The organism is Vreelandella aquamarina (assembly GCF_900110265.1).
In the GTDB taxonomy this organism is placed as follows: domain Bacteria; phylum Pseudomonadota; class Gammaproteobacteria; order Pseudomonadales; family Halomonadaceae; genus Vreelandella; species Vreelandella aquamarina.
Genome location: NZ_FODB01000018.1, coordinates 1 through 12,607, shown reverse-complemented (window position 1 = coordinate 12,607; position 12,607 = coordinate 1). Strand labels below are relative to the sequence as shown.

The window sequence follows — 12,607 nt, the reverse complement described above, 5'->3', positions numbered from 1 at the left end:
TCAGTCACGCAGCGAGGCGTAATAAGCACGAATATGGTCGGTCTCGCGGTAGTTCACCGCCTGCTTGTCGCGCTCAACCGGACTTTTATCATCTGCCTGTGCCAGCGTGACGTGGCCTACCGCAACGGCTGCGCCCGCAGCGGCGGTGCCTAAACCAACGGTTTTCATAAACCGGCGGCGCTCAGGGTTATGTGACTGGTGCATGGGGTTCTCCTCTTTCATGCCCTTTTTATGCGTGGCCCGTAGGCCCTGTTGTTCGCTTACCGCTGCGCACGGTCACGTCACGGTGTGGCTTTGCGCGCTGCACCGGCATCATAGGAAGCAGGCTCCACTATGCGCACCGGTTGATAGGCCGCTTGATCGCTCAAACGTGCCTGTTCGCTCTCCATAAAAGCACTACCCAACTGCCCCAGCGCTGAATAGAAAGCGGTGTCTACTTTTGCAAGGTCATCCCAACAGCGGCTAGCCCAGGGGGTAAGGTGCTGTTGGAAAAAGGTGAACTGTTCACTACTTTGCGCGGCGATGAGCATGGCCATCACTTCGCACATCGCCGCCAGGTGGTCTTCTGGGTCCCGGGTATGCTCGCTGCGCTCAAAGCCTAGCGCCCGGAGATCTTGGCGTAGCGCGACCAGCGCGGCTTCCATCAGCTCGCCGTTGCGGTACCAGGATGCATAGGGCACAACGTCGCCTTGAATGACGCCTACTAAGTGGCGGAAATGCGCACGCTTCAGGCTGTCCACATCGCTTTGGCCTGCCGCTTCTGACAACGCGGCCCAGCATTCAGCAATGCGGCTGCCATCTTGCTCAATATCGAGACTTTCCAACCACGCCAGTAGCTCGCTGTCGGGGGCCTGACGCAGCAGGCTAGCGAACAGCTGGTAGATATCCATTCGCAGCGCATCGGTTTCACTTAGCGTCGGCATTGCATCGCTCATTGCTTTACACCTTTAGTTGCGCTTCAGGGTCACGAGCCATGGTTTTCCACACGTCTTTCACCCGACAGTCTTCACACATTTCTAAGCGCGTCATGGCATCACCGGCAAAGTAAGGGTGGTTGGCCAGCTTGGCTTTAATGGTGGCAACGGTGCTGGCGGTGGCAAACGGCTTACCGCAGCTAATACATTCGAAAGCCGCCTCTTCGTGGCAAATATGCCGCGTTTCGCGCGCAGGTGCCGCGAGGAAGCCTGGCTCCAGCGTGATGGCGTCTTCAGGGCAGGCCTGTTCGCAGAGCCCGCACTGTACACAATCGGCTTCCAGGAAGCTAAGCGCGGGGGTATTACCGCCGGATTTAAGCGCAGGCGTTGGGCAATTGCTGACACAGGCGTGGCACAGCGTACAGGCCGCGCTATCGACATTAATGCCGCCGTAAGCCGCCCCTTGAGGCATGGCGTGGCGCTCACCGCTGGGAGCCCCCAGTTCAGCCAACCGCGCTAGCACAACGTTTAGGCGAGCACGCTTATTAGGCTCATTAAAGCTCAATGGCGTCTCGGTGAGCGGTGTTAGGCTGGGCAGCGCATCTCGCTCGCCCTCGGCATCTACCGACAGTAGCTTAATACGCGCGGCGTCGTGGCCTAGCGCGGCCAGCAGACTATGAGCCTGAGTGATTTGATGCTCTAAAAATGCGCTGAGCCGATTCGGCATGTCGTCGTGAAGCTGAATGCGCACTTCAGAAGCGCCGCTGGCGAGCGCCGTCAGCCACTGGTCGTGGCCCGCCGCGCCCAGCTCTTCCAAGGGGGCATCAATGATGTGACCCGGCGTGGTAATGCCTGCAACACGCTCAGCTTCCAGCGAGTCATGGGTAATAAAGCGCAGCACCGGCACCTCGCCACCGGCTTCCCGATAGGCGGTTAGCCAGTTGGCCAGAGTATCCTGCTGACGGCGGGTTTCCGGCAGGCGAAACTCGATGGCACCCGTAGGGCACGCACTGGTGCAACTGCCTACGCCTTGGCAAAGGAAAGGATCAATCTCAATGCGCGACTCAATGCGGCCTTGGATGCTAGAAATCGCATCCGCCGGGCAGACGTCGAGGCAGCGAGTGCAACCGACGTTACCACTGGAAGAGTGGGCGCAAAGATCGGTATTGACCTGGAAATAGCGCGGTTTATCGAACTCACCGACCAGTTCCGTCACGCTCTCTAACACGTCGGCACGCTCAGCTTCCTGGCGCTCCCATGCGAGGCGCAGGTAGCCCGGCGGGGGCAGTTCCCAAGAAGCGACGTTAAGTACTCCCTCCGAAAGGTCCAGCACTACGTCAAACACGTCCCGCTCAATCAGCGCTTGGGCAAGATTGAGAGAGTCGCCATCGTCTTGGCTCAGAGTGGCACGAAAACCACCCAAATGACCCGCGATGTTAAGCTGTGACTGTTGATGCGCACTCAGCACTTGAGCGATCAGCGGCTCGCTGGCGACGGGAAGATCAACGGCCTCATCTGTGGTCAGCATCGTGAGGGACGCTAATCCTCGCCCCTGAAGCACTCGTGCCGCTTGAGTCACTGACGGCGCACTACCGAGCAGCAGCACATGACCGCGGCTGTGGTAGGTCACGTTGGCAGGCGTTAAATTCACCGGCCATGAGATACGCCGACGCACCGCTTCACGAGCGGCGACGTTGCGCTGGTCGTCAATCGACGCCAGTTGGATTCGTTGGTTCATGCATTCTCACGGTCAAGAGGTCGTTTTTGTTATAATTAGAGATTAGATTTTGTCATCTCACCACGGATGACTTTCGGCGTTATAACGACATAGCTTCTTGTATCAGCGTATGGCGAAAACAGCTTTTTTGCCACTTCCTTTGGTCGCACCGCTGTCAACACAAGCCCGCCATACTTACCATAACCCACTGATTCAAAAAGCTAACTGTCTTTTCTTCGCTCTCCTGGAGCGTGATCAGGATAATCAGACTGGTCGTCTGGCGAGGCACTTTGTACAAAACTGTCATCACTTGTGCAAGCGCTCACCTGCTCAGGCGGGCTCTCAGCCGCTACTTTTTCGCTGTATTCAGCGTCTTTTTGTGCCGAATCTTCCAGCTTCTCTAAGGTCTCTTCCGCCTTATTGGCCCAACGCCGCAGCTTGCCCGCTAGCTCGCTGGCCATGGGCTTTAACTGTTGAGTGAAGTCGGCGTCGTAATCATCCAAACCATCGCGCACATTGTAGTTACCGGTGGCCCAGAGCCTACGCAGGGCACGGCGGCGCAGCGCAGCACTGACGCCAGGCACCATAAAGGCGCTGAAGTCGCTGCCTGCAGGCAGGGTGTCTGGGTCGGGCAACGTGTGGTCCAGGCTGCCCGGCAGGGGCGGAGCTGCGGCCTCTTGCTCGTCTACCGCTGAGGAGGAGGCATCTATGCCGTCAGACTCAGGCGCGTGCGTCTCCACTTCCAACTGAGGCTCTATCGGCTCCACCGGCTGACTGTCATCACTCTCATGTTCAATGCCGCGCTTTTTACGCGACCAGCGCTCCAAACGGCTCACTGTGGCTGCTCCTTGGTCGGGATCTCTTTACTGCGCCCGGCCCCTTTGCGTTTTTTCTTGCGCTGCTCCACGGGGGCTTCTCCATGACGGGCCAGATAGTGCTCTATCCACACCTGAATCGCCATCGGCATCGCAGCTTCTAATACTTGCTGCTCGCCATCCAGCCAGCCTGCGGCCACATCCTGGCTGGCGGTGATGGCATCGGGTTTCGGGGTTTGCCCGGTGAACCCGGCACGCACGAACAGGCGCGGCGTCGGCGCGGTGAGGTTAAATCGATAGGCGGCTCGCTCGGTCATATAGAGCTGCAGGTTGAGTACGCACTCCCCTTCGTCCCCCGGCACCAGCTCGGCAATGCGCCACTGGGTCAGCGTGAAACTGCGCACCTGCTTGGGCTCGGCGACTAAGGTAACGCTTAATGCGCGTAAACTATCACTCATGGGTTTCACCACCTTAGACCTTGAACGGGTAGACAAGTAAGCCTTTTGAGCGCCATCATCGTCAACTCAGACTATTTTACTCAACTATTATGATCTTGTGCGCCGTGTTTGCGTCAGCCACACAGCGTTTTGGTATCAGTGAGGATTGCGGATGCCCGCCCTTCAGTTAAGCCGAGCCCGCTTACCGGCCACGACCACCATTGATGTCATGGATGCCTACGGCGACACTCGCCCCCAGGCCATTGCCGCCGAGCGTGCGCTTACGGTGTATCTTAACAAGCGTGAAATTGTCACCCTGATGACGCTAGGCGATGACCCCGAGGCACTAGTGGTAGGCTACCTGCGCAACCAGGGGCTATTAAGAAGCGCCGAGGACTTAACCGCGGTTCAAGTCGATTGGGAAGTAGAGGCTGCGGTGATCGTTACCCGCCACCTGCCGGATGACTTGGAAGCGCGCCTTAGCACGCGCACTGTCACAACGGGCTGCGGTCAGGGCACTGTGTTTGGTAAACTGTTGGAGCAAACTTCTCTCACAGCGCTGCCTGAGACACCGCTGGCCCAATCGACGCTCTATCAACTGTTGACCAATTTGAACACCTATAACGACACCTACCGCAGCGCGGGCGCGGTACACGGCTGCGCGCTGTGCCACCAAGCTCAGGTGCTGGATTTCGTCGAAGACGTGGGCCGCCACAACGCCGTGGACACACTGGCGGGTCGCCAGTGGCTTAACCAAGCCGATAGCCGTAGCGCCGATATTTTTTACACCACCGGCCGTTTAACGTCTGAAATGGTGCTGAAAGTCGCGCAAATGGGCATTAGCGTACTGGTATCGCGTTCAGGCGTGACACAGAAAGGCGTAGAGCTGGCCGAGCGTTTCGGCGTGATGCTGATTGCCCGTGCGAAGGGCAAAGGCTTCCAAGCTATTAACGCCGCTGGCCGCTTGACGCTGGACGCGATTCCCCCCAAGCCTCCGAGCGCGCGCTCGTCCAAGGAGGCAGGCATATGATCGCCAAGCACGAACTGACTGGCATGATCCTCGCGGGCGGAGAAGGCCGTCGCATGGGTGGCCGTGATAAGGGCCTAGAGCCATTTGCCGGACTGCCGCTGGTGGCACACACCGTCAAGCGTTTCGAAGGCCAGGTACATGAGCTGGTGATTAACGCCAACCGTAATAGCGATGCGTATGCGCTGTTTGCCGACCGTGTGATTGAAGATGCCGAAGGCGGCTTTAAAGGCCCGCTGATGGGTATTTACAGCGGCCTGCGTGCGGCTCAAACTCCGTGGCTGCTGGTCGCACCCTGCGACTCCCCTGCGCTGCCCCACGATTTGGTGGCGCGCATGGTCGCAGGTATTACTCACGAGGGTGTCGAGCACGATATCGCCGTGGCGTTTGATGGCGAGCGCCTGCACCCCGTCGTCGCGCTGCTACGTACGTCGCTGGCTGACGACTTAGCGGCCACCCTGGCCGAAGGCGAGCGTAAAATCGATCGCTGGTACGCGCGCCACGCATGGTGCCGGGTGGATATGTCTGACTGCCCTGAAGCGTTCGCCAACCTCAATACCGAAGAGGAGAAAGCCCGCTTGGAGCTGGCACTGACAACGCCTTCCCAGGAGACGCCATGAGCCTGTCGTGTTTTGAACTGGGCGAGCAGATGCTCAGCGTCGATGCCGCCCGTGATGCGCTGATGACGCTGGTTGAGAAATCGGTAGCGGTAGAACAGGTGGCACTAGCTAGCGCCTACGGACGCAGGCTGGCGATTGATATCACTGCGCCTATTAACGTGCCACAGAATACCAATGCGGCGATGGATGGCGTTGCCTTATCCTGGCCAAAGCAGCCGCCCTTTCAAACCCAATGGCCTGTTGCGGGCGATGCCTTCGCCGGGCAAGCGTTTGAGGGTGAGGTGCCCTCTGGCCAGTGCGTACGCATCACCACCGGCGCGCCGCTGCCCAGCGGCACCGATACGGTGATTATGCGTGAGCAGCTCATTGAGGGTGACGACAGTGTTACCATCGATGCGCCAGAGCGGGTCAGTTTTGGGCAGCACGTACGCCAAGCCGGGGAAGATATTGCCAAAGGGGCCGTTGCATTGACGGCGGGCACACGGCTGGATGCTGCCAGCATGGGGCTGTTGGCCTCGTTAGGTTATGCCGAGGTCGACGTATACCTGCGCCCTAAGGTTGCGATTTTTTCTACCGGCAACGAAGTCACGCCACCGGGAGAGCCGCTCCCCAGCGCCGGGATCTACGACACCAACCGCTTCACCCTGATTGGCATGCTTAGCGAGCAAGGGGCCGAGGTGGTGGATTTAGGTATTCTGCCCGACGACCCGCGCGCCATTGAGCAAGCGCTTGCGGAAGCAGCAGCGCAGTGTGACCTTGTGATTACCAGCGGCGGCGTGTCCGTGGGCCACGCGGACTACACCCGCGACGCGCTGGAAAAACTTGGACGGCTGGCCTTTTGGCGGGTGGCGCTACGCCCTGGCCGCCCGATGGCCTGCGGCCAACTGAGTGACTCCCGCACGCCGTTTGTGGGCTTACCCGGTAATCCGGTGGCGGTGATGGTTACTTTCAGCCAGTTTGTGGTGCCGCTTTTGCAACGGCTGCAGGGGCAGCTGCCTTTTCCGCCCTTACGACTCACAGCGATTGCCCAAACACCGCTAAAAAGCCGCCTGAAGCGCACCGACTTTCTACGTGGCATTTATACTTGTGATGAGCAGGGCGTGCTACATGTGCGCAGCACAGGTGCCCAGGGTTCGGGTATTTTGACTTCCATGGTGATGGCCAACTGCTTAATTGAACTTGGCGATGACCAAGCAGACGCTCAACCAGGCGAGGCGGTCTGCATTCAACCGATAACGAGCTGGCAATGACCGAACAACTGATTGACGATTTTGGCCGCCGTGTCCGCTATGTACGCATCTCCGTGACGGACCGCTGCGACTTCCGATGCGTGTACTGCATGAGCGAGGAGATGACGTTTCTCCCCCGCGCGCAAGTGCTCACGCTGGAAGAGCTTGCCATGGTGGCGCGCGCCTTCACCGAGCTTGGCGTCGAGAAGATCCGCCTAACCGGCGGCGAACCGCTAGTGCGCAAAGGGATTGAGCAACTGGTGGACGAGATTGGCGCCCTACCGGGGCTGGACGATTTCACCATGACCACCAACGGCGCCAGCCTGCGCAAGCACGCCAAGCGGCTGTATGACGGCGGCCTGCGTAGGCTCAATATCAGCCTGGACTCCCTCAACCCCGAGCGCTTTAAGCAGCTGACGCGCACCGGCGACTTAGCCAAGGTGATCGACGGCATTCACGCCGCCAAAGAGGCGGGCTTCAAGCGCATCAAGCTGAACGCAGTGATCTTGAAGGGGCGTAACGAAGACGAAGTGCTCGACTTGGTGACCTTTGCCCGTCAGGAGGGCCTCGATATTAGCTTTATCGAGGAGATGCCGCTGGGCGATGTGTCGGACCACTCCCGGGCAGAGACCTTCTACTCCAGCGACGACGTTCAGGCATTGATCGAAACACGCTACCCGCTGATGCCCACCACAGAGAGCACACCAGGGCCGTCGCGTTACTTCAAAATGGCCGACAGCGACAGCCGGGTGGGCTTTATCTCGCCCCACAGCCACAACTTCTGCGATAGTTGCAACCGCGTACGGGTCACCGTGGAAGGCCGCCTGCTGCTCTGCCTGGGTAATGAGCACTCGGTGGACCTGCGCGCCGTATTGCGCCGCCATCCTGGCGATATGCAGGCGCTCAAAACCGCCATTATTAACGCCCTACCGCTTAAGCCCGAACGCCACCACTTCACCACCGATGGCGACGTGCAGGTGGTGCGCTTTATGAACATGACCGGAGGTTAACCGTTGGCAGCCGCTTCACGCGTTCCCGTTCACATCGTCACCGGCTTTTTAGGTAGCGGCAAAACCACGCTTATCCACAGCCTGATCGAGCAAAAGCCTGTGGATGAGAAGTGGGCGATTTTGGTCAACGAATTTGGTCAGATCGGCATTGATCAAGCGATGTTTGATGCCCGCGATGATGTGGTGGTAAAAGGCTTGCCCGGCGGCTGCCTATGCTGCCAGCTGGCGTTTGTGCTTCAGGCGGCGCTGGTTAATTTATTGGCGCGCAGCAAGCCCGATCGGGTGATTATCGAGCCATCGGGCCTTGGCCATCCGGCGGGGTTATTAGATTTACTGCGCGGCGAGGCGTTTCAAGACGTGGTGACGGTGCAGGATATCATCGCCACGCTTGACCCACGCCGATTGGATGAAGCCCGCGTGCGCGAGCACGACACGTTTCAGGACCAGCTCCACATGGCCGACGCCATCGCCATCACCATGGGCGAGCAGGCAAGCAGCGCCCAGCATCAACAAGCGCAGCAGTTTATCGGCACGCTATGGCCGGCCCGTAAATGGGTGTACACCGTTGAGGAAGGGGTGCTGCCGGTGTCGCTCATCTTGGACAGCGGCCAGGCGCGCCAACAAGATCAGCCTGCGATGCCTGCCGAGCATCAGGCTCTGGCAGCCAGCCCTAGCCTAGAGGGGGCTTTTTTCGATTTTCCGCCCCCTCCTGGCCAGCCCCAACAGCAAACCGCCACTGCCCTGGGTTACACCAGTACGGGCCTGCGCTGGCACCCTACCGAGCGATTCGGCCTCGACCATCTCGCCCATTGTATTGGCGAGCTGCCCGCGACGGCGCGGGTAAAGGGAGTGTTCCACACCACCGACGGCTGGAAACGGTTCAACCGCGCGGATGGCGCCCTGAGCGTTGTCAGCAGCGCTTGGCGGCAAGACTCGCGGCTTGAGGTGATTACCCCCGAGAGCTTTGAGCACGCCGCGCTGATCGCGGCGTTACTCATCAAGCTGCATGCCTCAAGCGTAGGACTGAGCTAGCACGGCTGCTTCAATGTCATTAACGGACACCGGCCGTCCGAACAGATAGCCCTGAAAGGCGTGACAGCCATGGGCCATCAGCCACGCCTGCTGCGCTTCCACTTCCACCCCCTCGGCAATCACATCCAGGCTTAAGCTCTTCGCCAGGGCAATGGTACTTTCCACAATCGCCGCGTTTGCTTTGCTCTCGAGCACTTGCTGCACAAAGGATTGGTCAATTTTCAGCTGATCCAACGGCAGTTGGGCCAAGTAAGCCAGCGACGAGTAGCCGGTGCCGAAGTCGTCCAGCGAGAAACGAACGCCCAAGGCTTTTAGACTGAGCATTTTATCGCGTGCATCGTCACGCGCCTCTACAAACAGAGTTTCAGTGACTTCTAATTTCAGCTGCTCTAGCGGCGCTTGAGTGCGCTGAAATACCTGCTCGACCCGCTGCAGAAAGTTGTTCTCGCGGAATTGTAGTGGGCTGATGTTCACCGAAATCGTGAGCCTATTCAGCAGCGGCGAACCTGCCCACTGGGCTAACTGCTGGCAAGCCTCTTCCAGCACCCACTCCCCGACATCATTAATCAGCCCTGTGCTCTCTAGCAGCGGTATAAACTCGCCCGGCGAGACTAACCCACGCTCAGGGTGCTGCCAGCGCAGTAGGGCTTCAACGCCTATTAATCTACCCCGACGATCAACCTGAGGTTGGTAATGCAGCCGCCATTGCTGATGCTCAAGCGCTTGGCGAAGCTCCGACTCTAGTTTTACCTTAGCTAGCAGTTTTGCCTGCATGGAAGGGTCAAAAAAGCGCACTGCTCGTCGGCCGCTGGCTTTCGCTTGAGAAAGTGCCATATCTCCCTGTTGAAGGTAGTCGTCTGCGCTGCGCTGGCTATCTGCGATGATCGTAATACCTACGCTAGCGGTGACTAACGCACTCTCTTCCCCCACGCTGATCGGCTCATCCAGCGCCGCCAGCAGCTTATACGCGATATGTTCAGCCAGTTGCTGAGTTTGCCGTGGGCTACCATCAATCCCTTCAATCAGCACCGCAAACTCGTCGCTTCCCAACCTTGCCAAGGTGTCAGTATCTCGCAGCATTCGCCCAAAGCGCCGGGCAACACTTTGCAACAGCTGGTCGCCCGCATGGTGGCCTAGGGTATCGTTAACATGATTAAAGTTATCAATATCGATCAGGATTAACGCGCCGCAGCGCTGATGGCGGTTCAGCTCTTTTAGCGCTGTGCCAATACGGTCAATAAACAGCCGCCGGTTAGCGAAACCCGTAATGGGGTCATAAAAAGCAAGCTGGTGGATCTCCTGCTCGGCCGCCTTGCGCTCACTGATATCACTCATCGTGGCAACGTAGTTCGTGAGGTTACCGTCGGCATCATACACTGCACTAATCGTCAGCCACTCAGGGAACAGCTCGCCGTTTTTACGCTGATTCCAAATTTCCCCTTCCCAGCTACCCGTTTCTGCAACGCTGTTCCAAAGTCGCCGATAGAACGTGGCATTATGGTGTCCAGAGCTGAACATGCGCGGATTTCTGCCAATCATCTCCTCATCGCTGTAACCGGTAATACGCTTAAAAGTATCATTAACCTTCAGGATATTGCCCCGCGCATCGGTCACCATAATGCCTAAATGCGCCTGGAATGCCGCAGCGGCGATTTGCAGTTCAACCTCGGCTTGCTTCGCGTCGGTAATATCGCGGGGCACAGAAAGCACTCCTTCAAAGTATTTTGTTTTGCTTGCCAAGGGGCTAACAGTGGCATGAAAGTAACGTTGCTGTTGGCCTAGCATCAGCGGGTATTCAAACGTCGCCACCTGACGGGTTTGCTGAACTTGATGAAAGATGGCGTCAAAGGTGTTTGCCAACGCGGGGGGGCAACACCTGCTGATAGTGCAATCCTAGCGCTTGCTGGCTACCCAAGAGTAGCTTGTCCTTTGCGATGGCATGGATAACAGTGGAAGATACACCACCGCGACTCTATGGGCGCAATGCCAGGATAGTGACGCTTCGCTTTTTTGATGTATATCAATTTTTTGTTAAACGCAATGCAGCACCCCCCTCTTTTTTCCTGATCAAGAGACAGTTATGGCATCACTAGGCCAAATGAGCGACTACGAAATACGCCTGATCCGCATTTTTAAGACGGTCGTTGAGTGCGGCGGTTTTACCGCTGCGGAAACCACCTTGGGGATTAGTCGCTCGGCCATTAGCCAGCATATGAACGACCTGGAGGGACGTCTGGGGTTTTCCCTCTGTCAGCGAGGACGCGGCGGATTCAGCCTAACAGAAGAGGGGAAAGAGATTTATCAGGCAGGGCTAACGCTGCTTACGGCGCTGGAGACCTTTAAAAGTGACGTTAACGCGCTGCATCACACTATCAAAGGCGAATTGAATATCGGTATTACCGTTGACATCCTCCCCTCCCTCAGCTTGCGCTGCCGCCTTGCGGCGGAAAGGAAGGGGATTCCCAGGTCGTTACCTTCCTGGTTCCTGCTTCGATGTTCGTTGCCTTCAATGCCTTGGCACTGCTGGTCTTACACAAACTCCACAGGCGTACATTCCCGAGTGCCCCTCGGTATGATCTTTCAACCATCTGCACCGGCTAATAGCGCGGTGCCTGCTTGCAGAATGTTGCGGGCCGCATTCACGTCGCGGTCGATGCCCTGAGTACCGCAATCTGGGCAGTCCCAGGTGCGAACATTCAGCGGTAGTGATTCCAGCACAAAGCCGCAGCTATGGCAGCGTTTTGAGCTTGGGTACCAGCGATCAATCTGGACAAACTGCCTTCCCGCCCAGGCCGCCTTGTAGTCAAGCTGGCGGACCAACTCCCCCCAGCCAACATCACTGATGGCGTTAGAGAGATGGCGGTTTTTGACCATATTCTTCACCTGCAAACTCTCCGCTGCAATCACTTGGTTCTCGTTAACGATCTGGCGGGTGAGTTTATGCAGGTGGTCACGGCGCGTGTCAGCGATCTTGGCGTGACAGCGAGCGACCTTTAACCGTGCCTTGGCTCGGTTGTTCGAGCCTTTTTGCTTACGGCTGAGGCGCCGCTGCGCCTTCGCTAGCTTTCGGGCATAGCGGGCAGTGTGGCGGGGATTATTCACCCGATGGCCGTCACTGGTCACGAACAGGTCTTTAATCCCCAGGTCGATACCGACCATCTTGAACGTAATTGGCAGCGCCTCAGTGTCTACCTTGCACAAACAGCTAATGAAGTAACGGCCTGCTGCATCCTTGGATACCGTCACTGTGCTCGGTGCCGCAGGCAGGTCGCGGCTCCAGCGGATGTTTAGCGGTTCACGGCACTTGGCGAGCGTGATCTGCCCGTCACGGTACGAAAATGCCGAACTGGTAAAGGTAGCTGACTGCCGGTGCTTCTTCGATTTAAAGCTGGGGTACCGCGCCCGCTTGGCAAAGAAATGCTTGAACGCACTTTGTTGATGGCGCAAGCATTGTTGCAGTGGCACCGAACTAACCTCGGCTAGAAAGGCGGTGTCCGGCTGCTTCTTTAACTGTGTTAGGAACGCGCTGGCATCGTTATAGCCGATCTTTTCCTGACGCTGATAAAACGCGTCGGTGCGATAGCGCAGCACCGCGTTCCAGACAAACCGCACGCACCCAAACGTCCGCGCCAGCAAGGCTGCTTGCTCAGGCGTGGGATAGAAGCGGTATTGGTAGGCGCGTTCGGCTTTCATTCTTTACACTTTAGACGAAATATTGTAAGGATGCAAAACACAAGGCGTCCTGGCGGACGCCGCGCTATCCATCCTCGCACTAAAAGTACGAGGTTTTCCGCGCTAACTGATAA

12 protein-coding genes and 1 pseudogene are annotated in these 12,607 nt (G+C 57.8%); 6 read left to right on the top strand and 7 right to left on the bottom strand.

Annotated elements, in window-relative coordinates; genetic code table 11:
• The 5 genes from BMY49_RS06675 to BMY49_RS06655 form a co-directional block, all read right to left on the bottom strand.
• A complete protein-coding gene (locus BMY49_RS06675; protein ID WP_052509959.1) occupies positions 1-204 on the bottom strand; it encodes a twin-arginine translocation signal domain-containing protein in 204 nt (67 codons plus the stop codon).
• A 77-nt stretch (positions 205-281) separates the two neighbouring features.
• Entirely contained in the window at positions 282-935 is a 654-nt protein-coding gene (locus tag BMY49_RS06670) for a TorD/DmsD family molecular chaperone (protein WP_062360924.1), read from the bottom strand.
• 4 nt (positions 936-939) lie between these two features.
• Positions 940-2,652, bottom strand: a complete 1,713-nt coding sequence (locus BMY49_RS06665; protein WP_062360926.1) for a 4Fe-4S dicluster domain-containing protein — start codon at positions 2,650-2,652, stop codon at positions 940-942.
• A 200-nt stretch (positions 2,653-2,852) separates the two neighbouring features.
• Complete coding sequence (locus tag BMY49_RS06660) at positions 2,853-3,467, bottom strand: DUF3306 domain-containing protein (protein ID WP_062360929.1); 615 nt, start codon at positions 3,465-3,467, stop codon at positions 2,853-2,855.
• A complete protein-coding gene (locus BMY49_RS06655) occupies positions 3,464-3,904 on the bottom strand; it encodes a DUF3305 domain-containing protein (protein WP_062360932.1) in 441 nt (146 codons plus the stop codon). The genes BMY49_RS06660 and BMY49_RS06655 overlap by 4 nt, the downstream gene beginning before the upstream one ends.
• Positions 3,905-4,055: 151 nt before the next feature.
• On the opposite strand from BMY49_RS06655, the gene BMY49_RS06650 reads away from it, so the two are divergent.
• From BMY49_RS06650 to BMY49_RS06630, 5 genes are read left to right on the top strand one after another with little or no spacing between them, the layout of a single operon-like run.
• Positions 4,056-4,913, top strand: a complete 858-nt coding sequence (locus BMY49_RS06650) for a formate dehydrogenase accessory sulfurtransferase FdhD (protein ID WP_054641250.1) — start codon at positions 4,056-4,058, stop codon at positions 4,911-4,913.
• Positions 4,910-5,530, top strand: coding sequence for a molybdenum cofactor guanylyltransferase MobA (gene mobA, locus BMY49_RS06645; protein WP_062360934.1), 621 nt, complete (start codon positions 4,910-4,912; stop codon positions 5,528-5,530). The genes BMY49_RS06650 and mobA overlap by 4 nt, the downstream gene beginning before the upstream one ends.
• Positions 5,527-6,780 (top strand): molybdopterin molybdotransferase MoeA, encoded by a 1,254-nt coding sequence (gene moeA / locus BMY49_RS06640; RefSeq protein WP_044630050.1) that lies wholly within the window; start codon positions 5,527-5,529, stop codon positions 6,778-6,780. Before mobA ends, moeA begins: the two co-directional genes overlap by 4 nt.
• Positions 6,777-7,769 (top strand): GTP 3',8-cyclase MoaA, encoded by a 993-nt coding sequence (gene moaA / locus BMY49_RS06635; protein ID WP_044630051.1) that lies wholly within the window; start codon positions 6,777-6,779, stop codon positions 7,767-7,769. Before moeA ends, moaA begins: the two co-directional genes overlap by 4 nt.
• A 3-nt stretch (positions 7,770-7,772) precedes the next feature.
• Positions 7,773-8,801 carry a CobW family GTP-binding protein gene (locus BMY49_RS06630; protein WP_089675236.1) on the top strand — a complete coding sequence of 343 codons (1,029 nt, stop codon included), beginning with the start codon at positions 7,773-7,775 and terminating at the stop codon, positions 8,799-8,801.
• Here BMY49_RS06630 and BMY49_RS06625 read toward each other — a convergent pair.
• Entirely contained in the window at positions 8,781-10,502 is a 1,722-nt protein-coding gene (locus BMY49_RS06625) for a putative bifunctional diguanylate cyclase/phosphodiesterase (protein ID WP_244154927.1), read from the bottom strand. The genes BMY49_RS06630 and BMY49_RS06625 overlap by 21 nt on opposite strands.
• A gap of 379 nt (positions 10,503-10,881) precedes the next feature.
• Here BMY49_RS06625 and BMY49_RS18085 point away from each other — a divergent pair.
• A pseudogene (locus BMY49_RS18085) lies at positions 10,882-11,244 on the top strand (LysR family transcriptional regulator); the annotation flags it as partial.
• Between the two features lie 137 nt (positions 11,245-11,381).
• Here the strand turns inward: BMY49_RS18085 and BMY49_RS06615 are convergent.
• The gene (locus BMY49_RS06615) at positions 11,382-12,494 is read right to left on the bottom strand and encodes an RNA-guided endonuclease InsQ/TnpB family protein (protein WP_074211430.1); all 1,113 of its coding nucleotides are present in this window, start codon (positions 12,492-12,494) and stop codon (positions 11,382-11,384) included.
• Between the last annotated feature and the right edge of the window lie 113 nt (positions 12,495-12,607).